Origin of the sequence: Roseobacter denitrificans OCh 114 (assembly GCF_000014045.1) — a bacterium.
Lineage (GTDB): Bacteria > Pseudomonadota > Alphaproteobacteria > Rhodobacterales > Rhodobacteraceae > Roseobacter > Roseobacter denitrificans.
This window is the reverse complement of record NC_008209.1, coordinates 904,921-930,273: the sequence shown is the minus strand read 5'-3', so window position 1 is coordinate 930,273 and position 25,353 is coordinate 904,921. Positions and strand designations below refer to the sequence as shown.

The following is a 25,353-nucleotide window of genomic DNA, read 5'->3' as shown; positions in this document are numbered from 1 at the left end:
CGGGCGGGGCGGCGTTATGGTCCGTCAGCATATATGGGATACGCGGCCCGGCAAACAAAGGGGAAAAATCGACAGGCGACATCCCGCCGGTAAACTTTATGTTTCCAGTTCGACCGCCTCATAGGCAAGCATCGCGCGTTTCATGGGGATGCCCCAGTGATACCCCCCCAGACCGCCGGATTTACGCAGGGCACGGTGACAGGGAATGATCCAACTGATCGGATTTCTGCCCACAGCCGTACCAACCGCGCGCACCGCACGCGGCGCACCAACAGCTTGCGCGATTTCGGAGTAGGTCGTGACATGGCCCGTCGGAATGGACAAAAGCGCTTCCCAGACTTTTATCTGGAACGGCGCACCAATCAAAAACAACGGTGTGGTATCCAGCGCGCCATCCTTGGCACCGAACGCCTGCAACACCCATGGGCGCAGCATCATCGGGTCTTCGACATAGGACGCCTGCGGCCAGCGCGCGGCAAGATCCTCAAATGCAGTTTCAGCGCCCATTTCCGCCGCAAATCCCATGCCGCAGATGCCTTTTTCCGTGCCCATGACAATCGCGGGGCCAAAGGGGCTTTCGAACCAGCCCCAGTAAATGGTCAATCCCGCCCCCTTGCGCGCGAATTCACCCGGGCTCATCGCTTCCCACCGCAGGAACAGATCATGCAAACGCCCGCTGCCGGACAAACCCACAGCATGAGATGCCGCAAGCGTCGAAAACCGTTCACTCAGCAGGGTTTTTGCATGTCCAAGGGTCAGATACTGCTGATACCGTTTCGGGGAAACGCCCACCCACCGCGAGAATACACGCTGAAAATGCGCAGGGGACATCCCCATGTTTGCGGCAATCTCATCAAGGGAGATGGGCTGATCCGTTTGATCAATCAGTTCGATCGCCCGACGTATCACTTGGTAATGATAGGCGCCTTCGGTGGTTTGTGGCAGGGTCTGGTGCTGTGTCATGGCGCATGTTTACGCCGTTATCGAGGGCCACGCGACCCGTTTCATGCGGTTACACCCTGCCCCTGTTCACTGAAAATTGCGGCACGCCATGCAGGTTCGCAGCAACGGTGCACGCCGGACATTCAAATCAGCGGATCATGCTCTTGCCCGTGCGCGGGAAAGGACGCATACCACCACCATGGCAAAACAACTCGATTATCATACGATCCGGGAAATTTTTACACGCTTTCAGGCGGCTGATCCAGAACCCAAGGGCGAGCTTGAGCATGTGAACGTCTATACGCTGGTTGTGGCTGTCGCCCTCAGCGCGCAGGCCACGGACGCGGGCGTCAACAAAGCCACACGTGCGCTGTTCAAGATCGCGGATACCCCGCAAAAGATGTTGGATCTGGGGCTTGAAGGTGTCACGGAGCACATCAAGACAATCGGTCTTTTTCGTCAAAAGGCCAAGAATGTCATCAAGCTGAGCCAGATTCTTGTTGATCAATATGGCGGCGTTGTACCCAACAGCCGCGCCGCACTGCAAAGCCTTCCGGGTGTGGGTCGCAAGACGGCCAACGTGGTGTTGAACATGTGGTGGCAGCAGCCTGCACAGGCCGTGGACACGCATATCTTTCGGCTCGGAAACCGCACCGGGATCGCCCCCGGCAAGACGGTCGACATCGTCGAGCGCGCCATCGAGGATAACATTCCGGCAGATTTCCAGCTTCATGCGCATCATTGGATGATCCTGCATGGGCGCTACCACTGCAAAGCGCGCAAGCCCCTGTGCGGGACCTGCATCATAAACGATCTCTGCCCATTTGAGGACAAAACCGAATGACACAATACGAAGTGGTCGGCATCGGAAACGCCGTTGTCGACGTGATCAGCCATGCCGATGACAGTTTTCTCGCCCATATGGGCATCGAAAAAGGCATCATGCAGCTGATCGAACGCGACCGGGCCGAGGTGCTTTATGGCGCGATGCAGGATCGCCTGCAAACACCGGGCGGCTCGGTTGCCAATGCCATTGCAGGTGTCGGCGCTCTGGGCTTGCCGACAGCCTTTATCGGGCGGGTGCACGACGATGCTTTGGGCCGGTTTTATGCAGAATCCATGCGCGATGGTGGCACCGATTTCGTGAATGCGCCGGTGCAGGGTGGGGATTTGCCAACCTCACGTTCCATGATTTTCGTCTCCCCCGATGGTGAGCGGTCGATGAACACATACCTTGGTATTTCAACGGACCTTGGCCCGGCGGACGTGCCCGAAACAGTCGCATCCAATGCCAAGATCATCTTTCTTGAGGGGTATTTGTTTGACAAGGACCACGGCAAAGAGGCGTTTTTGCAAGCCTCCCGTCTGGCTTGTGCGGCAGGTGGTAAAGCAGGGATCGCCATCTCCGACCCCTTTTGTGTCGAGCGGCACCGCTCTGATTTCCTGACCCTGATCGAGAACGAACTGGATTACGTGATCGGCAATCAGCACGAGATTGAATCGCTCTTTGAAACCGATCTTGAAACCGCGCTCGCGAAAACGGCGGCGATCTGCCCCCTGGTGATATGCACGCGATCAGGCGATGGCGTCACCGTGGTTTCAGGGGATGAACGCATTGATGTCCCCGTGCAGACGGTCACACCCGTGGACGCAACCGGGGCGGGCGATCAATTCGCCGCCGGGTTCCTCTATGGCATGGCAACGGGGCGCGATCTGACGACCTGCGCGCGGATGGGCAATCTTTGCGCAGCCGAAGTCATAAGCCACGTTGGCCCCCGGCCCCTGATCGACATGATGGCGGAATTCCGTAAGGCGGGACTGGTCTGACAATGCTCGGCAATGGCTTCCACGGCATTCCCGCAGGCAAACTGGCGATGATCGTCACCTATCTGGAAATGCGCGAACGCGCGGCGGTAACACCCCGCCCTCTGCCCGAAGGTCTCGCGTTGCGTGAGGTGGCAGCCGACCCGATCTGGTTTCGCGACATCTTCACGCGCGTGGGGTCGCTGAACTGGCTCTGGTACGGGCGGCTAAAACTGAACGACACAGATTTGGCCGCGATCTTGCAAGACCCGAAGGTCGAGCACTACACGCTGACTAAAGACGGTAAGGACGAAGCCCTGCTGGAACTGGATTTTCGGGAGGATGGCGTTTGTGAACTGGCGTATTTTGGCCTGACGCCTGCGCTGATCGGCATGGGTGCCGGGCGCTGCCTGATGAACGAAGCGATCATGCGCGCCTGGGCGAGGCCTATTTCGCTGTTGCACGTGCACACCTGTACGCTCGACAGCCCGCAAGCGCTCGATTTTTACCGCCGCAGCGGTTTTACCCCTGTCCGCCAGGAAGTCGAAATAGACGATGATCCGCGCATCCTTGGCATTCTGCCCAGAACCGCAGGCGCGAATATTCCAATCTTTGACCCCTAAAGATGCGCCTCAAAAGCATCGAGTACGGCCACGTAAACGTCCCGCTTGAAGGGAACGATATTCTCAACCAAATCCGCCGCAGGCAGCCAGCGCCACTGTGAGAACTCCGGATGTTCGGTTGCGATGTTGATATCGCTGTCTGCCCCGTGAAAGCGCATCAGAAACCACTTCTGCTCTTGCCCACGGTATCGCCCTTTCCACAGCTTTGGCACCAGATCATAAGGCAGATCATAAGGCAGCCAGTCTTCCGTCTCCGCCACCACCTCGGCCAATTCAGGGTTCACACCTGTTTCTTCCCATAATTCACGCAAGGCGGCGGCGCGCGGGTCTTCACCTTTTTCAACCCCACCCTGAGGCATCTGCCATGCGGCGACGTTGTTATCGCGCCGCTGCCCTACGAAAACCTCGCCCTGTCCGTTCATCAACATCACACCCACGCAAGGACGATAGGGCAGTCTGGCGATCTCTTCTGGGGTCATGACGGGTCCTTTTCCGCTGGGTCGCATTTTGTTTTTTCGTGTGCTTAATGATTTGTCAGGCATACGCAAAAAACCCATCGCACAAAAGCCCGGTCGGGCCAAAGGGGACGAGGAACATCCCGGCATGCGCATTTGCGATTGTGACGCGGCGTTGCGCGTGACAGGCTTTGCCGGATAATGCCATGTCACGACAATAATGACCGGGGAGGGTTTCGAATGGCCAACTATCCAAATCTACTGGCGCCGCTGGATCTTGGCTTTACGACGCTGAAAAACCGCGTGTTGATGGGGTCGATGCACACTGGCCTTGAAGAAACCAAGGACTGGAACCGGGTCGCTGAGTTTTATGCCGAACGCGCCAGAGGCGAGGTCGCCCTGATGGTCACAGGCGGGATTGGCCCCAACCTCGAAGGCTCTGTCCTGCCGGGTGCGGCCATGATGGTCAGCGATCAGGATGTGGCAAACCACAAGGTCATTACGGATCGGGTGCATGAGGCGGGCGGCAAAATCGCCATGCAAATCCTGCATGCGGGCCGCTACGCCTATGGGCCCAAATGCGTCGCACCCTCGGCCATCAAATCCCCGATCTCGCCTTTCGCACCGGCCGAGTTGGACGCCGACGGGATCGAAAAACAGATCAGCGATATCGTTGCCTGCGCCGCCCGCGCGCAGGAGGCCGGATATGACGGCGTCGAGATCATGGGATCTGAGGGATATTTCCTGAACCAGTTTCTGGTCACCCATACCAACAAGCGCACGGACGAATGGGGCGGGTCATATGAAAACCGCATGCGCCTGCCTGTTGAGGTCGTGCGCCGCGTGCGCGCGGCTGTGGGCACCGATTTCATCATCATCTACCGGCTGTCGATGATTGACCTGATTCCGAACGGCTCCACCCATGACGAGGTCGTTCAGCTTGCACAGGCGGTCGAGGCGGCAGGCGCCACGATCATCAACACCGGCATCGGCTGGCACGAAGCGCGCATTCCGACAATCGCCACATCCGTTCCCCGCGCGGCCTTTGCATGGGTCACCAAAAAGCTGATGGGCAAGGTCGGGATTCCGGTCATTACCTCCAACCGCATCAACACGCCAGACGTTGCCGAGGAGGTACTTGCCACCGGCTGCGCCGATATGGTGTCGATGGCGCGCCCGATGCTGGCAGATGCGGATTTTGTGCTCAAAGCCATGCGCGGTAAATCGGGCGAAATCGCACCCTGCATCGCCTGTAATCAGGCCTGTCTGGACCATACGTTCAGCGGGAAAATATCCAGTTGCCTTGTGAACCCGCGCGCCTGTTATGAGACCGAATTGAAAATCGAACCCGTCACACGACCAAAGGCAATTGCCATCGTCGGCGCAGGCCCTGCGGGCCTTTCCACCGCAATCACAGCAGCGCAGCGGGGCCATAATGTCACCCTGTTCGATCAGGCGGATGAAATCGGCGGCCAGCTCAACATGGCGAAACAAGTGCCGGGGAAGGAAGAGTTCTGGGGCCTTGTGGATTGGTACCGCATCATGCTGGACACCACCGGCGTCACGGTATCACTGGGGCAGCCCGTAGGTGCGGATGATTTAAAAACCTTTGATGAGGTAGTTGTTGCGACAGGCGTGGTCCCGCGCGACCCCGGCATCGAGGGGCAGAATGCGCCGAATGTTGTCAGCTACATCGAAGTTCTGCGCGGTACGGCTCAGGTCGGAAAACGCGTCGTGATCGTGGGCGCGGGCGGCATCGGGTTCGATGTGGCTGAATACCTTGTGCACGAAGGTGAAAGCCCCACGGTAAATCTGCCCGAATGGATGCGCGAATGGGGTGTTTCTGACCCGGGCGAAAACCGGTCGGGCCTTGCACCGGAAGGTCCGCAGCCCGCCCCGCCCGCGCGCGATGTCACCTTGCTGCAGCGCAAGGCGGAGAAGCCCGGGAAACGGCTGGGCAAGACCACAGGCTGGATTCACCGGGCGGCGCTTGCCATGAAAAACGTCAAAATGAAGGGCGGCGTCAATTACGAGAGCGTTAAGGACGGCGGGCTTTTGGTGTCCTTCGGTGAGGCCCGCGAAAATCCCACTCTGATCGAGGCCGACACAATCGTGTTATGCGCGGGGCAACTGCCCGAAAGATCGCTTGCGGATGCACTTGATGCTGCTGGCACGCCCTATCACATCATCGGCGGTGCAGATGTGGCCGCAGAACTGGATGCCAAACGCGCAATTGATCAGGGCACGCGTTTGGCGGCAGTACTTTAGAAACTCACTCGACGGTAATGGTAATTACCTCGGACACGATGGGCGTTGCATGTGGTACATGCCCCGAGTCTCCCAAAACAAGCTGGAGCGTGTGCTGACCAGCGGGCAACTCGATTTCCGTTTCGGTCTGACCACCACCGAAATGGATGTGGTTTTCATCAGCCGGAATACCATTTGCCAACTCGTCAGCACCGTCTTCGCCCTCACCAAACGGCGCACGGTTAACGAACAGGTGATGATGCCCCGTCATCTCTTTTTCCGTGCCCGCCGGGGCGACGCCCATCCCGCGCAAACCGAACTTTACCCGCACGGGCGAAGATACGGTTTGGCCGTCTTCAAGGTTGATAAAATACACTTCGGCATCCGGGTTCGCGGGGGTTTCGCCGCCAGCCCACGCAAATGACGCGGTCAGAACAAATGCCGCGATGAAGCCTGCAATACGTCTCATTTCATAATCCTCCCTTTGATTGTGACCTTAAACGATAGCCTGAGGCGTTCACTCGTCCAGCGATCCGGGCGGATCGGTTGGTCAACACATCGTGTAGCTTCACATGAACCGCGGCATTTTCGATCCCGGAAACAACCCTGGAATGATTCTTGGTCCCGGTATCAACGCGCCTCATTTTGAGGCATTGATCGCCACATTTTCGACAAATTTTAGAGGATTTATACTTAAAACCATCCAGTTCCAGCATGCGTTGAAACACAGTGAAACATGCCAAATCCAATCACCGGTGCAACGAAACCGCCTTGAAACAAAGGCTATCGCCTTGGTTTTCGACATGATGGTTTCCACATAGCGAACGATCCACCCAAAAAACGTGATACTGTCCCAGAGCTGCCGCGTTCCTGCCAGAATTGCCCCGCATAAAAGAGTCCGAAGCAATTCGAAGGGAAGAGTGATGGACCGGCTCACGGAAATGGAAGCCTTTGCGATGGTGGTGGATCAGGGTGGCTTTACCGATGCCGCCAAGAAACTGGGCATCTCGAAATCCGCCGTCTCGAAACATGTGTCCTCGCTTGAGGCGCGGCTCGGCGCACGGCTTTTGAACAGAACGACGCGCCGGGTCAGCCCGACCGAAATCGGTCTTGCCTATTATGACCGGGCCCGCCGCGTTTTGAACGACGCGGGCGAAGCAGACGCGCTGGTGACATCCATGCAGAGCGCGCCTTCGGGACTGCTGCGGATTTCTGTCGCAACTGATTTTGGTGTGAACCATCTGTCGCCCGTTCTCAGCGAATTTTTATCGGATTTCCCGGATATCACGGTGAACATGGTGCTCAACAATCGCTACGTCGAACTGATCTCGGAAGGGTTCGACATGGCCGTGCGGATAGGCGAGCTTGAGGACAGCACATTGCGCGCGCGCAAACTGACCGAGACGACCAAACGGATGATCGCCAGCCCGGGGTACTTTGAAAAATATGGCCGCCCGGAAAAAATCGACGACCTGAACGCGCATAAACTGCTGCATTACTCCAATCAGTCATCAGGTAACGTCTGGAAAATCACTGCGCCATCGGGTGAAAAGCGTCAGGTCCGCACCGCTGGCTGGCTCAGCGTCAATGACGGTCAATCCTTGCTGAACGCAGCCATTTCAGGGCTGGGGATCGCCTATCTTCCCAGTTTTCTATACGCAGAAGCGATGGAAAAAGGTCTCGTCGAAGATGCCATTCCCGACCTCCCGATGGAGATGCAGGGCATCTATGCGGTCTATCCTCCAGGTCGCTTCACCCAACCCAAGGTCCGCGCCTTCATCGATTTTCTGGTCAATGCCTTTGCCGAAAAAGGACCGACAGAATGGTAAGGTGACAGCCTGACCAACGCGGGGCGTCCCAGAGCGGACGGCGCAGTTTCATTGCGTGTTGAGCAGAACGACCTCAACCCGGCGGTTCAACCTGCGCCCCTCTTCGGTCAGGTTTGAGGCAATCGGTGCCAGATAGCCCATGCCCTCCGCATCAACCTGATCCGGTGACACGCCATATGTTTCAATCAACCGGCTGCGCACCGATCGGGCGCGCGCGCGTGACAGGGAAATATTCGCCGCCAGCGTGCCGGTCGCATCGGTATGCCCAACCAAGGCAACGCGCATATCTTGCGAACGCGTCAGGAAATCAGAAAGCTCCTTCAAGGCCGAAAACGGACCCGGTCCGAGATCCGACGTCCCGACAGAGAACTCAAGCCCCGGCAACACATAGCGACCGTCCCGGCGCAGCAGCTGCACGCCTTGTTCCGCGTCTTGCACTTTGGGCATCGTCTCACGCTCTATCGGACGCTCTTTAGGCACGATTGCTGACACATCCATGTCCTCATCAACCAAAACGACCTGCACATAGGATGACGATGCTGTTGTACTGACCAAAACACCAACAGCTTTTCCGGGGCCGTTCGTCCTTGTGGAAAACGCTGTCAGATAGCGGTACTGCGAAATGTTGACATACATATTCGGGCCCGGCAGCACCTCGATGTTGAAGCGAAAGTCAAACCCCCCGCAGACCCGCGCATCACATTCAAAAGCCAGATCAAACCCCTGCGCCTGTAACTGGTCGCGCAACGGGGTGATCACCTGCAACGGGGTCAAACCGGGCGCAGATATCCGCCAGCTGCGGCGCAAAACCCGTCCTTCCATGGTTTTGGAAGGGACCGAAACGCCGTCAAACGGCGCGATGGGCAGATCATAGCTGTCCAGAGGGGATGCACGTTCCAGCGTCAGCCTGGCACTGGCGGGCAAGTCCAGTTCAAGTGCCGCAAGCGGGGCGGCAAATCCCATCAACGCGAGCACAACCGCGACGCAAGATGCATGACATCTGATCATCTGGCCTGTGCATGATATTCGACATTCGGGCGCATATCCGTCGCGCTTGCCACCCGGTTGGTCATGTTGAAAAAGCCCGCCACGTTGGCAATGTCCCAGATATCGGCATCGCTGAAGCCCGCGTCGCGCAAAGCTTGCCTGTCGGGTTCTTCTATGGTCGCGCTGGCCTGCGTCATTTTCGTGGCAAAATCCAGCATGGCCCGGTGCCGCGGATCAAGATCAGCCACCCGGTAGTTCATCACCAGCGCTTCGCCCAAAGCCGGATCACCAGACATTGCGCGCACCGCCGCACCATGGGCGACAAGGCAGTAAAAGCACTTGTTGATAGAGGACACAACGACCGCAATCATTTCACGTTCCAGCTTGCTCAGCCCCGACGGCGCGAGCATCAGATTGTTGTACATGCCGGTGAACGCGTCCAGTTTTTCGGTGTCAAACGCATAGGCCTTCAGGACATTCGGGATCATTCCCAGCTTTTCCATACAGACATCAAAATACTTTTGCGTATGGGCCGGAAGTGGGTCCTGCATCGGCAGGTTCAATGCCGTTGGAAGGGAGTGATCAGCCATGGCGCGGGTCTCCGGTAAGGGTTTTGTAACGATAATGGTACTGCGCCGCCGCCTCGAAGCCCAGACCGGAATAAAGCGCCAGCGCTGCGGTATTTTCTTTGGTGCACAGAACAGCCATGGTGTCCGCCTGCTGCGCGTGCGCCCAAAACGCAGCCTCGCGCATGATCCACTCCGCCACGCCCTGACGGCGGTGTTCGGGCAGGACCTCAACGGCGTGCACCATCGCCACCGAACCATGTGCGGCCACAAAAGCTGTTCCCGCCGGGCGCTGATTGTTGCGCGCCAGAATGGCCGTTTTCACCTTGGCGCGCGCCATAACCTCCAGACGGGCCGGACCGATCCCGCCCTTGGCCCAGATTTCGGCCATGATCGCCAAGGGCTCCCAGATTGTGAAGGCCGCCAACCTCGGCACCGGCTTGTCCGTCAACGCAGCTACCGGAGACGTCAGGATCACAACCGGATCGACCAGATCGTAGCCGCGCGCATCAAGGGCCGCGTCGAGCGTATCATCCGCGTCCCGCACCATAAACAGCGCATCCTGACCCAGCTGTTTCATTGCGCCTTCGGCGGCTTCGATATCCGGGTCGGACACGCCTGCACGTGGCGTGGCTGCCGAAACACGCTTGCCGCCCCCCTGCCCGTCCCGCAGCACCCAATGCGCGGTTTCGACGTAGCGCGCCGCGGGCCAGGTGGCATCCACCGCGGCAAAGAGTTGCGCCCGCGTCAGGCTCACCGTTGCAGCGCCAGTGCAAGTTTCGACATCGCTTCCTGCACAACAGAGGCATCCGTGCCCCGGATTACGATGTTTGCACCATAGCTGCCGGTCGTCTTTTGAAACGGATAGGACCCCATGCTGAGGTCCGGGTATTGCCGCGCCAACTCTCCCAAAGGCCCCGCAATGTCCCCTTCGCCCCGGTCAACCTGCAGCGTTTCAGAGATGATCCGCGCGCCGCTGGTCAGGGTCGGCAGGACTGCCGCGACCATGGCCCGGAAAACCGATGGCACACCGGCCATCACATAGACATTTTCGACAATGAACCCCGGTGCCACAGAGACAGGGTTGTCGATCAGCACGCCGCCTTCGGGAATACGGGCCATCCGCAGCCGCGCGGCGTTCAACTCGGTGCCCGACTTGGCGTAATGCGCCTCAAGCAGCGCGCGCGCATCGGCGCGGACATCAATCGTGCGATCGAAGGCTTCGGCAATGCAATCGGCGGTAATATCGTCATGGGTCGGGCCGATCCCCCCGCTGGTGAACACATATGCATGGGCTTGCGATAGGGCGCGCACCGCCGCGATTATTGTGTCCTTTTCATCGGGCACAACGCGCACCTCGCGCAGATCTATCCCGGCTTCGGTCAATTCGCCTGCCAGATGATACATATTCGCGTCGCGCGTCCTGCCGGACAGGATTTCGTCTCCGATCACCAACATGGCGGCACTGGGGTTTGGCATGTCTTTAGCGTCCTTGCGTCTGTCTTGGCGGCAGGTATAGACCTCGGATCATGCGCTTTCAAACCGAACTTGTCCCCGCACGCCTGACACGCCGCTATAAACGCTTTCTGGCGGATTGCGTGCTTGATGCCGACGGTGCAGAGATCACGGCCCATTGCGCCAATCCCGGTTCCATGATGGGCCTGGCCGCACCCGGCACCCGTATCTGGCTTGAACCCAACGATGATCCCAAGAAAAAGCTCAAATTCGGCTGGCGTCTGGTGGACCACGAAAACGGGCATTTCACCGGTGTGGATACGTCCCTGCCCAACCGCGTACTGAAAGAGGCGCTCGTGGCCAGACATGTGGAGACCCTGTCGGGCTATGGCACCGTCAGACCCGAGGTCAAATACGGTCAAAACAGCCGGATCGACTTTCTTTTGAGCGAAGACGGCCTGCCGGATGCCTATGTCGAAGTGAAAAGCGTCACCCTGAGCCGTCAGACCGGGCAGGCCGAATTCCCCGACAGCGTGACCGCGCGCGGTGCCAAACACCTGCAGGAACTGGCCGATATGGCGCAGGCGGGTCACCGCGCGATCATGCTTTACCTTGTGCAACGCACAGATTGCACAAGTTTCACGCTGGCCGGAGATATCGACCCGACCTATGCCGCGGCATTTCGCAGCGCACGGGACAGAGGCGTTGAAACTCTTTGTCTGGGCACCAATATCACGCCACAGGGCATTGAGGTCGCGGGCGCGATCCCCATTCGCCTGTGATGCGGTCTGGTTCTCGCACCCAAGGCGCGTTAGAAGGCCGCTAAAGACGCACGATGGAGACGCAGGTGAACCAAGACCTCAAAGGCCGCCAGACCAAGGACGGCATCAGGATATACGACGCCGCAGATTTCGCCGGCATGCGCAAGGCCGGTGCGCTGACGGCGCGTATATTGGATGACATTGCCGATCTTGTTTTCGTCGGGCAGACAACGGGTGCCATCGACAAAAGGATCGAAGAGATGGTCGAAGAGGCGGGCGCCACCTCGGCCACGATCAATTACAAGGGTTACAAACACGCCAGCTGCATTTCGGTCAACAGTGTCGTCTGCCATGGCATTCCCGGCGCGCCGATCCCGAAAAGCGGCAGCGAGACGATCTCCAAGGATCCCGAAAAGCGCCGCGATGACGATGTGCTGCGCGATGGCGACATCCTGAACATCGACGTCACTGCGATCGTGGATGGCTGGTTTGGTGATTCCAGCCGGATGTATGTGGCAGGCACCGCGCCGAAAAAGGCACAAAAGCTCATTCAGGTGACACATGACGCGCTGATGCGCGGCATCGAAGCGGTCAAACCCGGCAACACCTTTGGTGATATCGGATATGCCATCCAGAGTTTCGTGGAAAGCAACCGCATGTCAGTCGTGCGCGATTTCTGCGGTCATGGGTTGGGGCGTGTGTTTCATGCACCGCCCAATGTGTTGCACTATGGCCGACCCGGCACCGGCGCGGTTCTGGAAGAAGGCATGTTCTTTACCATCGAGCCGATGGTCAATCTGGGGCGGCCCGAAACGAAAACGCTGGCCGACGACTGGACCGCCGTGACACGGGACAAAACACTCTCTGCGCAGTTCGAACATTCCATCGGTGTGACGGCGGATGGTGCGGAGATCTTTACGCTGTCACCTGCCGGCAGGTTCCATCCGACGTCGGGCTAGGGGTCATCCGCGCGCTTTGAGACCTCTTTGCGCAGCAAGGCCAGCAACAGCGTTTCACCGCCCCAGGGCTGCACCGCATCGCCGATAAACACCGGCCCGGACCTTTTGCGCGGCGGCTCAGGCGCAGCGGTTGTGCGCGCGGGCATGGACCAAAAATGCGACAGGGAAGTTGCGAACATAGCGCAGCCTAGCACGTCATGTGGAGATTTTCGACAACAAGGTGATATGTGTGTCGCCGTATCTTCTGTAATCGACCTCGGTATAACCCGAGGGCGGCGGCATCGCGCTGGCCTCTTCCCAGACCACGAACGCATCCGGTGACAGCCAGTTTCCCGCCTCGGCACGCGCAAGGGCCGCCGCGCCGAGGCCCTTGCCGTAGGGGGGGTCCAGAAACACCAGATCAAAGGGCTCCGATTTGCACTGAGGCAGTTGGCGCAGATCACAGCGGTGTATCTGTGTCAGGCCTTCAACCCGCAGTTTACGGATGTTTTCCCGCAGCAAACGCCCCGCAACGCGCCCGTCATCCACGAAACTCACATGCGCCGCCCCACGCGACAGGGCCTCAAGCCCCAAAGCGCCAGTGCCCGCGAACAGGTCCAGCACACGCGCGCCGTCGATCACATCGTGATGGGAAAGAACGTTAAACAGGCTTTCGCGCACGCGGTCCGTCGTTGGGCGCAGGTGTGCAGCGGCGTCGCCCTTGCCCACACTGGCAAGCGTGACGCTGCGAAACTGGCCGGCGATAATTCTCACCCCTGCAACAGCGGCTTTAGGTCTGCCGATGAGTCCGCAACGATGGCGCGATCCGCCGTTTTCCCCGCCTCGATCAATCGCTTCCCGATCATATAGGCACGCGGGTCGTTCATCGCATCCACGGCCAAAAGCCTGTCGCCACTGTAATACCAGAACGACGCCGTTTGCCCCTCACCAATGCGCGGCACAACATCTGTATATCCAGTATTCAGCCCAGCAATCTGTAACTTTACATCGTACTGATCCGACCAGAACCATGGTTTGGCGGTATATTCCTTTTCAGCGCCCATGATGTTTTCAGCTACGGTTTCCGCCTGATCAATGGCATGCGGCACGCTTTCGAGCCGGATACGCGCTTGCTGATAGGGAAAAGACGCGCAATCCCCCGCCGCCCAGACATGCGGCACAGACGTGCGGCCATGCACATCGGTTGCAATGCCATTGTCGATCTTAAGTCCGGCGGCTTCGGCCAAGCCCGTATTCGGCGCGATACCAACCCCGACGATCACGTAATCCACCGCGATTTCGGAGCCGTCCGACAGCCGTGCCCCAGTCACCGTTTCATCCCCGATCAGGCGTTCCAGCCCGACACCTTCGCGCAGATCGACGCCATGCGCGCTGTGCAAACTGCGAAAATACGCGCTTGTCTCCGGGGCTGCGACGCGTTGCAAGATGCGTTCGGACATCTCCACCAGCGTCACGCACAGCCCCAGTTTGGCCGCCACCGCTGCGGCCTCCAGCCCGATGTAGCCGCCACCAACGATCAAGACCCGGGCGCCTGCGCGAAAATGCGAGGTCATCGCATCCGCATCCGCCAGATCGCGCATCACAAAGACATGGCCAAGATCGCCGCCAATCGCAGCAGGCAGACGGCGCGGGGTGGAGCCTGTCGTGAACACCAGATCGTCGAAGTCCAGCGTTTCACCCGCCAGATGGACCTTGCGCGCACCGCACTCAACCGCTTCGACAACCGTGTTCAGACGCAGGTCAATGTCATTATCCGCATAAAACCGCTCCGGCCGCAGGAACAGACGCTCAAGCGCCATCTCGCCCATCAGATAGGCCTTGGACAAGGGCGGGCGTTGATAGGGTGCCACGGGTTCCGCGCCGATCAGGGTCACCTGACCATCGAACCCGGCGTTGCGCAGCTTGGCCACGCAGGACGACCCCGCCTGACCCGCTCCGATCACCACGACATGGCTCATCTTATCCCCCCTCTTTCGGAAACTACTGGTCGCCTGAGACGCAGCACCCTATATCTTTGCGAGGACCAAACGCAAATACCTGAAAGGCGTAGCACATGACAATTTCGCAAGGCGATCAACTTCCCGACGCAACTCTGGTGCAGATGGGCGCGGAGGGACCAGCGCCTGTCTCGATGGCCGAGAAAACCAAGAACCGCAAGGTAGTGATCTTTGCCGTACCGGGCGCGTTTACGCCCACATGCCATTCCGCGCATGTTCCAAGCTTCGTGCGCACCAAGGCACAGTTTGATGCCAAGGGCGTGGAGGAGATCATCTGTGTTTCGGTAAACGACCCTTTTGTCATGCAAGCGTGGGGTGAAGCGACCGGGGCCACAGCAGCAGGTATCACCATGTTGGGAGATGCGGACAGTTCATTTACCAAAGCGCTTGGCATGGACTTCAGCGCGCCACCCGCAGGGCTGACGGATCGGTCCAAACGCTACGCGATGCTGGTTGAGGACGGCAAGGTGACCTTGCTGCAGGAAGAAGAGAGCCCCGGCACCTGCGAAGTTTCCGCCGGTGAAGCCCTTTTGGCGAATATGTAAACGAAAAAAGCCCGGGCACCCCCTGTGCCCGGGCTTTGCTGCATCCGGGTTTAACCGGCCGCCTGAACGATGGTTGTTGTGGGGAACGGGATGTCCACACCACCGGCATCCAAGGCCTCTTTGACCTTGCGCTTCATATCGGCCTGATAGCCGAACAATTCACCCGCATCACACCAGACCCGCACCAGAAAATCGACCGAGCTTTCGCCGAGGTTATTGACCTGAATAAAGGGTTCCGGGTCTGTTTTGGACCGCGGATCGGCCATGATCGTCTCGCGGATGATACGCTCGGCCTCTGCGAGGTTCACGCCATAGCCCACACCAAAGGTCCATTCGGCGCGGCGCGTGTCGTTGGCAGAGTAATTCGTGATCACATTGCCCCAGACCTGCGCGTTCGGGATGATAACCTGCGCGTTGCTGATATCTGCAAGTTCGGTAAAATTCAGTGTCAGGGATTGAACCGTGCCCATTGTCCCGCCGACATCGACAAAATCGCCCAGTTTGATCGGCCTGAACAGGATCAGCATGACGCCCGCCGCGATATTGGACAAAGTGCCCTGCAAGGCCAGACCAACCGCAAGACCGGCCGCACCGATAACCGCAACCACCGATGTGGTCTGCACGCCAAATGTATTCAGGACAAACAGGATGGCAAAGCCAAGCACCACATAGCGGACGATGGCCGACAAGAAGTCGAATAGCATGTCATCAAGATTCTTGTGTTTGCGCCCGAGCGCGCGCACCCGTGCCTGAAGCCATGCCGAAACAATCCAGCCGAGGATCAGTATCGCAATGGCCGCCACGACGGACCCGACCGCAGACATCAGGAATTCGACCGACAGCAAATCCGCGACCGTCTTTCCCTGCCATACTTCTGTTTGCAATAGTGCCTGCATATTATGTTATCCTGCCAAACTGTCCATTTTACGGGCCAGTTTCGCATCCAATGTGCTCAGCCCACCCACATCATGCGTGGTCAGCACCACATTCACCGTTTTGTAAACATTGTCCCACTCTGGGTGGTGGTTCCATTTTTCAGCCCAGATCGCAACGCGTGTCATCCAGCCAAAGGCATCGACGAAATTGTCGAACACAAACGTCTTTTTGATCGCGTCCCGCCCCTCGACCATCTCCCAGCCTGAGGCGAAAAGCGGCTCCAGCAATGGGCCGCGTGTTTCGGTGCTTAGCTTTTCTGTCATTCCTGTTCCTCAACTTTGGCGCGCTTGAAGGGACCATAGGTGGTCAGCACGCTGATTTCCTGATCCACGGCCTCGCGTTCAGCCGTCAGATATTGATCAATCGCGTCTCTAAAACCCGGATCGGCAACCCAATGCAATGACCAAGTTGGCGTCGGCAAGTAACCGCGGGCCAATTTATGCTCGCCCTGAGCACCCGCCTCAACACGGTCAAGACCGAGCGAAATGGCAAGATCCATCGCCTGATAATAGCACAGTTCAAAATGCAAAAACGGATGGTGTTCGGTGCAGCCCCAATAGCGCCCAAACAGGGTCTTGGCGCCAATGAAATTCAGCGCGCCGGCAACCCAGCGCCCGTTCCGTTCTGCCAGAACGAGCGCCATGTCGTTGCGTAATGTCTCCTGCGCCACGTCGAAAAACGCGCGGGTCAGATAGGGGGTGCCCCATTTGCGCGCGCCGGTATCCTGATAGAACGCCCAGAACGCATCCCAATGCTCTGGCTGCAATTCATCACCTGTGAAGATTTGGATTGTGCCGCCAAAGCCCTGCGCCTTTGCGCGTTCCTTGCGGATGTTCTTGCGTTTGCGCGAGCTGAGCGAGTCCAGAAACGCGTCAAAATTCGCGTATTTGTCGTTGAGCCAGTGAAATTGCTGCGTTTTGCGCCGCATCAGCCCCAATTCTGCGCCGCGTTCTGCCTCTTGCTGCGTGCAAAACGTCACGTGGAGCGACGACACACGGTTGTTTGTGGCCAACTCGACCGCCCCTTGGGTGAGTGCTGCGAAACCGGTCTCCTCAAATCCGGGGCGAATCAGGAAACGTCGCCCCGTCGCAGGCGTATGCGGCACCGCGATCTGAAGTTTGGGATAATATCTGCCCCCTGCGCGCTCGTAGGCATGGGCCCAGTTGTGATCGAAAATATATTCGCCCTGACTGTGCGATTTGGCATACATCGGGGCCACGGCAATCAGCTTGCCCGATATCCACGCGGTCAGATACTGCGGCTGCCAGCCCGTGCCCGCACCAACGGACCGGCTTTGTTCCAACGCATCGAGAAACCGGTGGGTCGTGAAAGGATCAATCGCGCGCGCGCCACCGGTTTCTTCAGGGCAGGCGCAGGCGTCCCACTCTTTCGGGTCAATCTCCCGCAGGGAAGATATCAGCCGAATTTCAACTGCTTGCTCTGGCATGATCGCGCCCCAATCTCACAAGGCTTATGTGTGGCACAAGCCCATGGGATCAAGCGGCAATTGGCGCGAGATATTTCTCGAAGGTGATATTGTCCGCAATCTGGCGCGCGTGTGCTTCTTCTTGAGGTGAGCGCACTGTCCAGCACAGGATACGTGCGCCATCCGCTTTCAGGTCGGCCACCCGCGCGCGCCTGAGGTCCTCTTTCTGGTGGCTGATAAAGGAACAGGCCGCCCGGTCGTAATCCGGAATACCACGCAAAACATCACAGACCGACGCACCCAGATGAACAGAGGGTTCATAGGCGCATGTCACCAGCCCCCGGGGAACATCCGGCACAAGTTCGGCCAGCCGCAGCACCGAATGAGGGTTGAAAGACATCAGCGCGACAGGCCCCACATAGCCTTGCAAAGCCCGCGCCACACTGGCTTCCAGCGGGCCGATTTCCAGCCCCATTGCCCCATCCTGATCCTTGATCTCAATCAGCAGGGGCACCTGCCCCGCAACCAGATCAAGGATTTCGGGCAAGCCGGGAATGCCTTCTGCGCCCGCGCGCAACTGTGTCTTTTGCAAATCCGCCGCAGAGGTATCGCGCACACGTCCTTCGGCGGTGGTCAAACGCGCCAGATTGTAATCGTGGAACACCATGGCCTGATCGTCCGCGCTCAACTGGATGTCGATCTCTATCCCATAACCGGCTGCGATTGCGGCTTTTATTGCCGCCCGGCTATTCTCCGGACGGCCCTGCGCAATGTCATGTAGCGCACGGTGAGCAAGAGGGCGCGTCAGAAACGCCTCAGGGAGATGGGGTATCATTGAACTTCGAAAATACCTTCTATTTCCACCGCAACGCCAAACGGCAGGGACGCCGCCGACACCGCTGAACGCGAATGACGCCCCGCATCCCCCAGCGCTTCGACCAGAAAGTCGGATGCGCCGTTGATCACTTTGGGCTGATCCACAAAATCGGCGGTGGAGTTTACGAATCCGGTCAGTTTCACCACACGGACCAACCGCTCGATATCTCCGTCACAAGCCGCCTGAACCTGCGCCAAGAGGCTGATCGCGCAGCAGCGCGCCGCTGCTGCACCTGCGTCGATATCCATGGTTTCGCCAAGTTTCCCGATGATCATACCATCCGAATCGCTTGAGATTTGACCCGAAACATAAACCGTATTGCCGATTCTGACGTAAGGTACGTAGTTCGCCGCGGGCGCGGGCGCATCCGGCAGTGAGACGCCGAGGTGTGCAAGGCGGGATGTAAAGCTCATTTTCAACTCCTGTGACCGGGCCTGATCATGTGAGGTTGGCGCATGGCGACGCGACCCGGCGAAACGTACCGATTCCATCTTTTACGGTGCAGATGTGGCACGTCCAACCCAATTGTGGCGCCCCGCGATTAAAATCCGACAAGAGTTCTGATCGACTGCGCGCATCCAACGAAACGCGCGACGTGCAAGCGCTTTGCCCAGCCGAAAGCGCCGCCCAAAAGACACAGGTCACTGCGGTCCGGCAATATCCCGCTGCACTTGTTGACGTGCATGGGTGACACATGCAATTTGCTCGGGTGTTTTTTGAATGACGAGCCGTCACTTACGGTTTAGTAGGGAGCTTGGGCGTATACATGTGCCCCGTGTATGGTGCGCACGTTCGAAAACGCCAGATTTACGACCGTTTCTTTCGGATCGCACAGACCATAGTTCCGCAAAAACGGATCACAGCCATAAGGTACTGCAATTGTTTGATTTTGCCCGCATCCAAAGACTTTTAAAACCCGCATCGTTTCTCCTGATGGCGCTCGCCCTGTCGGCCTGCGCCACGTCTCAGGATCCGGCAACGCGCACCGATGGCATAAACGATCCCTACGAGTCGCAGAACAGGGCCATCCATCGATTCAACAAGGGTCTTGATAAAAACCTCGTCCGACCGGTTTCGAAGGGCTATGCAGCGGTTTTGCCGGTGGAAATACGCGACAGGGTAAATGATTTTTCCGAAAACCTGTCGATGCCCGGTGTGGCGGTGAACAGCCTGTTGCAGGGGGATCTGCGCGGCGCTGGCCTTGCGACCACGCGGTTTCTGATGAACACGACCATTGGGCTTGCAGGCTTCATCGACGCGGCCAGCGAATTGAACATCCCGGAACATGACACCGATTTCGGCGAGACCTTGGCGGTTTGGGGCGTCGGCGAGGGGGCGTATATCGAACTGCCGATTTTCGGGCCGTCAACGCAGCGTGACGCGGTGGGGTTTGTCACTGACTTCTTTACAAACCCGCTGACCTTTGCGACCATTGACACCAGCCCGGAACAATACATCCCGCCGACGGCGCGCGCGGGGTCGTGGCTCAATACACGCGACAAGATCAGCGGCACAATTGATTCCATCCTCTACGACAGCGCCGACAGCTACGCCCAATCGCGATCAGTTTACCTGCAAAACCGCCGATTTGAGCTTGATGGCGGTGGCGGTGCAGAAGAAGATCCCTATCTTGATCCTTACGCGGAATAAGAAAGAGAGCAGACATGCGGTTTGAACCATCCCGACGCAGTTTCCTTGCAGCAACAGCAGGCTTTTTGAGCTTGCTCGGAGCGCCTGCCTTCGCACTGAGCGAACAACAGGCCCGCACCCTCGTAGATGACGTCGTCGCGCAGTTGCAGACAGTCATCAATTCAGGCAAGTCAGACGCGGCCATCCTTGGCGATCTCGAACGGCTGTTTGTGAAATACGCCGATGTCAACATCATGGCGCAATATGCTCTGGGTAATGACGGGCGCAGCGCCAGCAATGCTCAAAAGCGCGCTTTTGCCGACGCCTTCAAAGGGTATATCGCCCGCAAATATGGCAAGCGTTTCCGCGATTTCATCGGTGGCCGCGTCGAAGTGCAGTCCGTCAAGGCAATCCGCTCGGGATATGAAGTCAGAACCAAGGCATACCTGCGCGGGGAAAGCCCGTTTGACGTCGCTTTCCACGTCTCTGACCGTTCCGGCAGCGACAAGTTCTTCAATATTTATATTGAAGGCGTCAACCTGCTCCTGACAGAGCGGACAGAAATTGGTGCCATGCTGGACAAGCGTGGTGGCGATATCAATGCCGTGGTGAATGACCTCAAGAACGCCGGGTAATCTGTTCAGGATCAACGATCTGAGCCGCTGACATTCTGCGGGGGCTGCCTGCCCTCGCCGGTGCCGCCGAGAATATCGCGCAACAGACCCTCCAGCAGACCCACCGCACCACCGCTGTTCCGGTTGTCATCACGCTCATCCTCGCGCGTGCGCCCATCATTGCCGGGCGTTTCAAGGGGAAGCGGTCGCGCGGGTATTCCCTCATGCACGCGCGCCATGGTTTCGCGCCATATCTCCGCGGGCAAGCCTCCGCCAGTGACGCCGGTCAATGGGGTGTTGTCATCATATCCCATCCAGACACCGGCCACGTAGTCGGCCGAGAACCCGACAAACCAAGCGTCCCGTGCGGCCTGCGTTGTGCCTGTTTTACCTGCCACCTGCCGATCGCCAAAGGCCGCGCGCTGCCCGGTGCCTTCAGAGACAACCTTTTCCATCATATAGACCAACTGACGGGCGGCCTTTTCCTGGATGATCCGTTCGCCGATACCGCCGCCCGTGCCCATCAACGGCTCCTGATCGCCCAAGAGCCGCAGCTCAACCAACCCGTAGGGCTGCACGGATGAGCCACCGTTGAGGATACCGGCATACGCCCCGGTCATCTCGATCAACGTGCTTTCCGATGCACCCAGCGCCAGCGCGGGCCCGGCGGCGAGGTCGCTCTCCAATCCGAAGCCATTCGCAACCTGCCGCACAAGGTCGCGTCCTACAAACTCGGACACTTTGACCGCAGGGATGTTCAGACTGTCGCGCAGCGCGTGGGTCAGCGTGACCTTGCCATAATACTTGTTGGTATAGTTGCGCGGCGACCACGGGCCCGACCCTGGGATATCAATCGTGAGCGGTTCATCCGTGACGGTATCATTGGGGGAATAGCCCAGATCCAGTGCCGCGGCGTAGACGAATGGCTTGAACGCCGATCCGGTTTGCCGCTTGGCCTGGACCGCGCGATTGAAGGCACCGGATACTCTCGTGTTGCGTCCGCCGACCATTGCGCGCACCGCACCATCGGCGGACATGACGACGATGGCGGCCTGTGCCTCACTGCCTGCGCGCACCTTGTTGTCAAAGACCCATTGCAACGCCTCTTCGGCGCTGCGCTGAATGCGCTGATCCAAAGTCGTCTTGATGATCACATCCTCAGTGGTCTTGCGGGTAAAGAACTCCGGCCCCGACGACATGACCCAATCCGCAAAATACCCCCCCGAACGCGCCTCCGCCGCCTGCGAAAGCTGCGCGGGATTCTCTTGGGCGTCCCGCGCCTGGGCGTCGGTCAGATATCCTTGCTCATTCATCAGCCGGACAATGGTTGCCGCCCGGCGTTGCGAGCGGGTCAGATCATTGGTCGGCGCGAAACGCGTGGGCGCCACCAACAGACCAGCCAGCATCGCAGCTTCCGCCGGTTCTACGTTGGCAGCGGATTTGCCGAAATAGCGTTCGCTGGCCGCCTCAAAACCGCGCGCCCCGGCGCCCAGAAAAACCCGGTTCATGTAGATGGTCAGGATTTCATCTTTGGAATACTTGGCCTCCATCGCCAGCGCGTAGATCGCCTCGCTGGCCTTGCGCTTTACCGTGCCGCGGCGGCACTCGCGCTCATATTCCGCTTCGGTCTGCTTCTCCGGATCAAAAGCCACACCAAGGCACAAGAGTTTCGCCACCTGCTGTGTAATCGTTGACCCGCCATGTCCTTGCAGCGGGCCACGTCCTTCGCTCAGGTTGATGCGCACTGCACTTGCGATACCGCGCGGGCTAAGCCCGAAATGGCGATAAAAGCGGCGGTCCTCGGTGGCGATAATCGCGTTTTTCAGATGCGGCGACACGGTTTGCGCAGTCACCACGCCCCCGAATTGATCGCCGCGCCAGGCAAAGACCTGTCCGTCCTGATCCAGCAATGTGACCGAACCGCGGGCCCGCGCGTCCAGCAGTTGATCCACCGGCGGCAAGGTTGTGTAATAGTATCCGACCGCCAGAGCCAGCATGAGCGTAGCGACCAGACCCACGCGCCACGTTATGCGCCAGATCAGCCGCAGTACCCACCGGATGATCCGCTGAAAGAAACCGATGATGCCACCGCGTTGCTTTGCGACACGGCGCGGCTTTTTCTTCGCGCGCCGTGGCTGCGGTTTTGCCGTCTTTGCCTTGCGGGACACATAGCGTTTGTCCGCGACCAAGGGCTTTTTACCTTTGGGTTTACCACTCATAAAGAACCTGCCCGGCCCATTGTTGTTTTCGACACTCTAACCGGCTTTTGCCCGATTGTGACCCGCTCCGGTACGTCACTTTGATCATTTGTGTGATTAATTATTAGGCATATTTCCATTTTTGCATAATTTTTAGACTCTTTCCCAGATTCAGCCCTTCAATTTGGTGCCGAAAACTTCCAATGCCCAGCGTCCCCGTCGTTTGTTTAGCGCACAACCACTGCAGGGACTCCTGCACCAGTCAAGGGGACACGAGGTGAAACTCATCATTGCAACAATCAAGCCGTTCAAGCTGGAAGAGGTGCGCGAAGCGCTCACCGATGCTGGCGTGCGTGGCATGATGGTCACTGAGATCAAGGGCTTCGGCTCACAATCCGGCCACACAGAAATTTATCGCGGCGCAGAGTACGCCGTGAATTTCGTGCCGAAGGTAAAGATCGAGATCGTCGTGCCGGAGCCGGCAGTCGATCAGATCGTCGAAACAATCACCAAGACGGCACACACCGGCAAGATCGGTGACGGAAAGATCTTTGTGCTCACGGTCGATCAGGCCGTTCGCGTGCGGACCGGTGAAACAAACGAAGACGCGCTCTGAAGCTGCGACAACTTAGGGATAAGTATTATGACACACTTTAAGACACTTGCGTCGGCCGCCGCATTGATCGCGCTACCGTCGCTGGCGTTCGCGCAGGACGAGGTAGCGACCGTCGCCGCAGATGAATTCGTCTGGATAATGAACAGCTTGCTTTTCTTGGTCGGCGGTTTCCTCGTGTTCTTCATGGCCGCAGGTTTTGCGATGCTGGAAGGCGGCTTGGTACGTTCAAAGAACGCCAGCACACAGATGACCAAGAACGTTGCGCTGTTTTCCATCGCGGCAATCATGTACTGGCTTGTGGGCTACAACCTGATGTACCCGCTGGGTGACTGGGCAATCGAGGGTTACCTTTCGGGCCTGTTCCCATCGGTTGCTGTCATGGAAGCCATGGGCATCACCCTCGCCGATGCGGATGATGCGTCTTACGCCTCGACCGGGTCTGACTACATATTCCAGCTGATGTTCTGCGCTGCGACGGCGTCGATTGTTTCGGGCGCGCTGGCCGAGCGTATCAAGCTCTGGCCCTTCCTGATTTTCTCGGCGATTCTGACCGGCCTGATCTATCCGCTGACCGCATCCTGGACGTGGGGTGGGGGATGGTTGATGTCTGGTGACACGCCGTTCAACGACTTTGCCGGCTCGACAATCGTGCACGCCTGTGGTGCTGCTGCCGCGCTGGCTGGTGCCATCGTACTCGGCCCGCGCATCGGCAAGTACAAGGATGGGCGCGTGGTGCCAATGCCGGGGTCGAACCTGCCAATGGCGACGCTGGGTATGTTCATCCTGTGGCTGGGCTGGTTCGGCTTCAACGGTGGTTCGCAACTGGCCATGGGCTCCGTGGGCGACATCGCCGACGTCAGCCGCATCTTTGCCAACACCAATATGGCGGCAGCAGCCGGGGCGGTCGCTGCGCTGATCCTCACGCAGGTCCTCTACAAGAAGGTTGATTTGACCATGGTGCTGAACGGCGCGCTGGCGGGCCTTGTGTCGATCACCGCAGAACCACTGGCCCCGTCGCTGGGTCTGGCATTGCTGATCGGTGCTGTCGGTGGTGTGATCGTCGTCTTCGCTGTGCCAATGCTCGACAAGTTCAAGATCGACGATGTTGTCGGCGCAATTCCGGTACATGGTTTCGCCGGGATCTGGGGCACCATAGCGGTCCTGTTCACCGGCAGCTATGACGGCGACGCGACCGTCGGTGCACAGCTTCTCGGGATTATTGCGATCATTGGCGCAACCTTCGTTCTGTCCCTGATCGTCTGGTTCATTCTCAAGGCGACCATGGGCATCCGCGTCAGTGAAGAGGACGAGATCACCGGTCTCGACACAACGGAACTGGGCATGGAAGCCTATCCGGACTTTTCGAAAGGCTGACCCCTTCCTCCCCAGAGGGTTAGCAATGACCCGGGCGTGCGAACGCCCGGGTTTTTTCGTGCCTGTACCGACACCTGCAACGCGGGGTTGGCCGGGACGTGCAACCTTCTGGATGACAAGAGGGGCGGCAGACAACCATTGGTGGGCGCGCCCCGGACAAAAACCGCCAAATTCCGCCGAAAACACCCATCCGTTAACCTTTTGCATTTCACGCAAAGGCGCGTCGTGCTACCCAAAGGCGCTGCAACATTCAAGTTGCACTATGGGAGTACGTGATTTGACTAAAAAAGAGTATGAAACACCGATTCTACGTGTCCACGGCAAAGTAGAAGACCTTACCAAAGGTGGATCCACCGGCACCGCATCCGATGCTGTCTTTCCTGCGGGAACACCATCTGCGGACGTTACCTTTTCCTGAAGATCGCCGATAGGGCTGCCGCACTGAGACACAGTGGGGCCACCCGCGTGATGCAGACCGGGCACCCTGTGCCACGGGCCGCAAAACGCCACTAAC

30 protein-coding genes are annotated in these 25,353 nt (G+C 58.5%); 14 read left to right on the top strand and 16 right to left on the bottom strand.

Annotated elements, in window-relative coordinates:
• Positions 1 to 96 precede the first annotated feature (96 nt).
• The gene (locus RD1_RS04450; protein ID WP_011567254.1) at positions 97 to 963 is read right to left on the bottom strand and encodes a methylated-DNA--[protein]-cysteine S-methyltransferase; all 867 of its coding nucleotides are present in this window, start codon (positions 961 to 963) and stop codon (positions 97 to 99) included.
• Between the two features lie 178 nt (positions 964 to 1,141).
• On the opposite strand from RD1_RS04450, the gene nth reads away from it, so the two are divergent.
• From nth to RD1_RS04435, 3 genes are read left to right on the top strand one after another with little or no spacing between them, the layout of a single operon-like run.
• Entirely contained in the window at positions 1,142 to 1,786 is a 645-nt protein-coding gene (gene nth, locus RD1_RS04445) for an endonuclease III (protein ID WP_044033349.1), read from the top strand.
• Positions 1,783 to 2,769, top strand: a complete 987-nt coding sequence (locus RD1_RS04440; RefSeq protein ID WP_011567252.1) for an adenosine kinase — start codon at positions 1,783 to 1,785, stop codon at positions 2,767 to 2,769. The genes nth and RD1_RS04440 overlap by 4 nt, the downstream gene beginning before the upstream one ends.
• Before the next feature lie 2 nt (positions 2,770 to 2,771).
• Complete coding sequence (locus RD1_RS04435) at positions 2,772 to 3,368, top strand: GNAT family N-acetyltransferase (RefSeq protein ID WP_011567251.1); 597 nt, start codon at positions 2,772 to 2,774, stop codon at positions 3,366 to 3,368.
• On the opposite strand, the gene RD1_RS04430 is transcribed toward RD1_RS04435, so the two are convergent.
• Positions 3,365 to 3,847, bottom strand: a complete 483-nt coding sequence (locus RD1_RS04430) for an RNA pyrophosphohydrolase (RefSeq protein ID WP_011567250.1) — start codon at positions 3,845 to 3,847, stop codon at positions 3,365 to 3,367. The genes RD1_RS04435 and RD1_RS04430 overlap by 4 nt on opposite strands.
• Before the next feature lie 216 nt (positions 3,848 to 4,063).
• On the opposite strand from RD1_RS04430, the gene RD1_RS04420 reads away from it, so the two are divergent.
• The gene (locus tag RD1_RS04420; protein ID WP_011567247.1) at positions 4,064 to 6,091 is read left to right on the top strand and encodes an NADPH-dependent 2,4-dienoyl-CoA reductase; all 2,028 of its coding nucleotides are present in this window, start codon (positions 4,064 to 4,066) and stop codon (positions 6,089 to 6,091) included.
• A 4-nt stretch (positions 6,092 to 6,095) separates the two neighbouring features.
• Here RD1_RS04420 and RD1_RS04415 read toward each other — a convergent pair whose 3' ends face one another.
• Positions 6,096 to 6,539, bottom strand: a complete 444-nt coding sequence (locus tag RD1_RS04415) for a DUF4399 domain-containing protein (RefSeq protein WP_011567246.1) — start codon at positions 6,537 to 6,539, stop codon at positions 6,096 to 6,098.
• Between the two features lie 103 nt (positions 6,540 to 6,642).
• Here RD1_RS04415 and RD1_RS04410 point away from each other — a divergent pair, with 103 nt between their 5' ends.
• Both RD1_RS04410 and RD1_RS04405 read left to right on the top strand, forming a co-directional pair.
• Entirely contained in the window at positions 6,643 to 6,891 is a 249-nt protein-coding gene (locus RD1_RS04410; RefSeq protein ID WP_044032942.1) for a hypothetical protein, read from the top strand.
• A 102-nt stretch (positions 6,892 to 6,993) separates the two neighbouring features.
• Positions 6,994 to 7,899, top strand: coding sequence for a LysR family transcriptional regulator (locus tag RD1_RS04405; protein WP_044032941.1), 906 nt, complete (start codon positions 6,994 to 6,996; stop codon positions 7,897 to 7,899).
• A 48-nt stretch (positions 7,900 to 7,947) separates the two neighbouring features.
• On the opposite strand, the gene RD1_RS04400 is transcribed toward RD1_RS04405, so the two are convergent.
• From RD1_RS04400 to RD1_RS04385, 4 genes are read right to left on the bottom strand one after another with little or no spacing between them, the layout of a single operon-like run.
• Complete coding sequence (locus tag RD1_RS04400; protein ID WP_011567244.1) at positions 7,948 to 8,907, bottom strand: OmpA family protein; 960 nt, start codon at positions 8,905 to 8,907, stop codon at positions 7,948 to 7,950.
• Entirely contained in the window at positions 8,904 to 9,476 is a 573-nt protein-coding gene (locus tag RD1_RS04395; RefSeq protein ID WP_011567243.1) for a peroxidase-related enzyme, read from the bottom strand. Before RD1_RS04395 ends, RD1_RS04400 begins: the two co-directional genes overlap by 4 nt.
• Complete coding sequence (locus tag RD1_RS04390; RefSeq protein WP_011567242.1) at positions 9,469 to 10,209, bottom strand: GNAT family N-acetyltransferase; 741 nt, start codon at positions 10,207 to 10,209, stop codon at positions 9,469 to 9,471. The genes RD1_RS04395 and RD1_RS04390 overlap by 8 nt, the downstream gene beginning before the upstream one ends.
• Positions 10,206 to 10,931 (bottom strand): competence/damage-inducible protein A, encoded by a 726-nt coding sequence (locus tag RD1_RS04385; protein ID WP_011567241.1) that lies wholly within the window; start codon positions 10,929 to 10,931, stop codon positions 10,206 to 10,208. Before RD1_RS04385 ends, RD1_RS04390 begins: the two co-directional genes overlap by 4 nt.
• A 50-nt stretch (positions 10,932 to 10,981) precedes the next feature.
• On the opposite strand from RD1_RS04385, the gene sfsA reads away from it, so the two are divergent.
• Together sfsA and map are read left to right on the top strand one after the other, a co-directional pair.
• Positions 10,982 to 11,689: a DNA/RNA nuclease SfsA gene (sfsA, locus tag RD1_RS04380; protein WP_011567240.1), complete on the top strand. Its 708-nt coding sequence runs from the start codon at positions 10,982 to 10,984 to the stop codon at positions 11,687 to 11,689.
• Positions 11,690 to 11,754: 65 nt separating this feature from the next.
• On the top strand, positions 11,755 to 12,627 hold the full coding sequence (gene map, locus RD1_RS04375; RefSeq protein WP_245897191.1) for a type I methionyl aminopeptidase: 873 nt from the start codon (positions 11,755 to 11,757) through the stop codon (positions 12,625 to 12,627).
• On the opposite strand, the gene RD1_RS04370 is transcribed toward map, so the two are convergent.
• The 3 genes from RD1_RS04370 to RD1_RS04360 are packed head-to-tail and all read right to left on the bottom strand — an operon-like array spanning position 12,624 to position 14,585.
• Positions 12,624 to 12,806, bottom strand: coding sequence for a hypothetical protein (locus RD1_RS04370; RefSeq protein ID WP_044032940.1), 183 nt, complete (start codon positions 12,804 to 12,806; stop codon positions 12,624 to 12,626). The genes map and RD1_RS04370 overlap by 4 nt on opposite strands.
• Before the next feature lie 16 nt (positions 12,807 to 12,822).
• A complete protein-coding gene (rsmD, locus tag RD1_RS04365; RefSeq protein ID WP_011567238.1) occupies positions 12,823 to 13,380 on the bottom strand; it encodes a 16S rRNA (guanine(966)-N(2))-methyltransferase RsmD in 558 nt (185 codons plus the stop codon).
• Positions 13,377 to 14,585, bottom strand: coding sequence for an NAD(P)/FAD-dependent oxidoreductase (locus RD1_RS04360; protein WP_011567237.1), 1,209 nt, complete (start codon positions 14,583 to 14,585; stop codon positions 13,377 to 13,379). The genes rsmD and RD1_RS04360 overlap by 4 nt, the downstream gene beginning before the upstream one ends.
• 95 nt (positions 14,586 to 14,680) lie before the next feature.
• Here RD1_RS04360 and RD1_RS04355 point away from each other — a divergent pair, with 95 nt between their 5' ends.
• Positions 14,681 to 15,169: a peroxiredoxin gene (locus tag RD1_RS04355; protein WP_011567236.1), complete on the top strand. Its 489-nt coding sequence runs from the start codon at positions 14,681 to 14,683 to the stop codon at positions 15,167 to 15,169.
• A 50-nt stretch (positions 15,170 to 15,219) separates the two neighbouring features.
• Here the strand turns inward: RD1_RS04355 and RD1_RS04350 are convergent, their stop codons facing one another.
• Genes RD1_RS04350 through RD1_RS04330 form a run of 5 tightly spaced genes read right to left on the bottom strand, consistent with a single transcriptional unit; the run spans position 15,220 to position 18,821 of the window.
• The gene (locus RD1_RS04350) at positions 15,220 to 16,065 is read right to left on the bottom strand and encodes a mechanosensitive ion channel family protein (RefSeq protein WP_011567235.1); all 846 of its coding nucleotides are present in this window, start codon (positions 16,063 to 16,065) and stop codon (positions 15,220 to 15,222) included.
• Positions 16,066 to 16,071: 6 nt separating this feature from the next.
• Positions 16,072 to 16,368, bottom strand: a complete 297-nt coding sequence (locus RD1_RS04345; RefSeq protein WP_011567234.1) for a 4a-hydroxytetrahydrobiopterin dehydratase — start codon at positions 16,366 to 16,368, stop codon at positions 16,072 to 16,074.
• Positions 16,365 to 17,552, bottom strand: coding sequence for a GNAT family N-acetyltransferase (locus RD1_RS04340; RefSeq protein ID WP_011567233.1), 1,188 nt, complete (start codon positions 17,550 to 17,552; stop codon positions 16,365 to 16,367). The genes RD1_RS04345 and RD1_RS04340 overlap by 4 nt, the downstream gene beginning before the upstream one ends.
• Positions 17,553 to 17,601: 49 nt before the next feature.
• Positions 17,602 to 18,366 carry a glycerophosphodiester phosphodiesterase family protein gene (locus RD1_RS04335; RefSeq protein WP_011567232.1) on the bottom strand — a complete coding sequence of 255 codons (765 nt, stop codon included), beginning with the start codon at positions 18,364 to 18,366 and terminating at the stop codon, positions 17,602 to 17,604.
• Positions 18,363 to 18,821, bottom strand: coding sequence for a RidA family protein (locus tag RD1_RS04330; RefSeq protein WP_011567231.1), 459 nt, complete (start codon positions 18,819 to 18,821; stop codon positions 18,363 to 18,365). Before RD1_RS04330 ends, RD1_RS04335 begins: the two co-directional genes overlap by 4 nt.
• 466 nt (positions 18,822 to 19,287) lie before the next feature.
• On the opposite strand from RD1_RS04330, the gene RD1_RS04325 reads away from it, so the two are divergent.
• Together RD1_RS04325 and RD1_RS04320 are read left to right on the top strand one after the other, a co-directional pair.
• The gene (locus RD1_RS04325) at positions 19,288 to 20,058 is read left to right on the top strand and encodes an MlaA family lipoprotein (protein ID WP_011567230.1); all 771 of its coding nucleotides are present in this window, start codon (positions 19,288 to 19,290) and stop codon (positions 20,056 to 20,058) included.
• Between the two features lie 14 nt (positions 20,059 to 20,072).
• On the top strand, positions 20,073 to 20,672 hold the full coding sequence (locus tag RD1_RS04320; protein WP_011567229.1) for an MlaC/ttg2D family ABC transporter substrate-binding protein: 600 nt from the start codon (positions 20,073 to 20,075) through the stop codon (positions 20,670 to 20,672).
• A gap of 11 nt (positions 20,673 to 20,683) precedes the next feature.
• On the opposite strand, the gene RD1_RS04315 is transcribed toward RD1_RS04320, so the two are convergent.
• Entirely contained in the window at positions 20,684 to 22,870 is a 2,187-nt protein-coding gene (locus RD1_RS04315; RefSeq protein WP_011567228.1) for a transglycosylase domain-containing protein, read from the bottom strand.
• 256 nt (positions 22,871 to 23,126) lie between these two features.
• Between RD1_RS04315 and RD1_RS04310 the strand changes: the two genes are divergently transcribed.
• Genes RD1_RS04310 through RD1_RS21445 form a run of 3 tightly spaced genes read left to right on the top strand, consistent with a single transcriptional unit; the run spans position 23,127 to position 25,257 of the window.
• Positions 23,127 to 23,465 carry a P-II family nitrogen regulator gene (locus RD1_RS04310; RefSeq protein WP_011567227.1) on the top strand — a complete coding sequence of 113 codons (339 nt, stop codon included), beginning with the start codon at positions 23,127 to 23,129 and terminating at the stop codon, positions 23,463 to 23,465.
• 27 nt (positions 23,466 to 23,492) lie between these two features.
• Positions 23,493 to 24,839 carry an ammonium transporter gene (locus RD1_RS04305; RefSeq protein WP_011567226.1) on the top strand — a complete coding sequence of 449 codons (1,347 nt, stop codon included), beginning with the start codon at positions 23,493 to 23,495 and terminating at the stop codon, positions 24,837 to 24,839.
• A gap of 25 nt (positions 24,840 to 24,864) precedes the next feature.
• Entirely contained in the window at positions 24,865 to 25,257 is a 393-nt protein-coding gene (locus RD1_RS21445) for a lasso RiPP family leader peptide-containing protein (protein WP_342751902.1), read from the top strand.
• Positions 25,258 to 25,353: the final 96 nt, after the last annotated feature.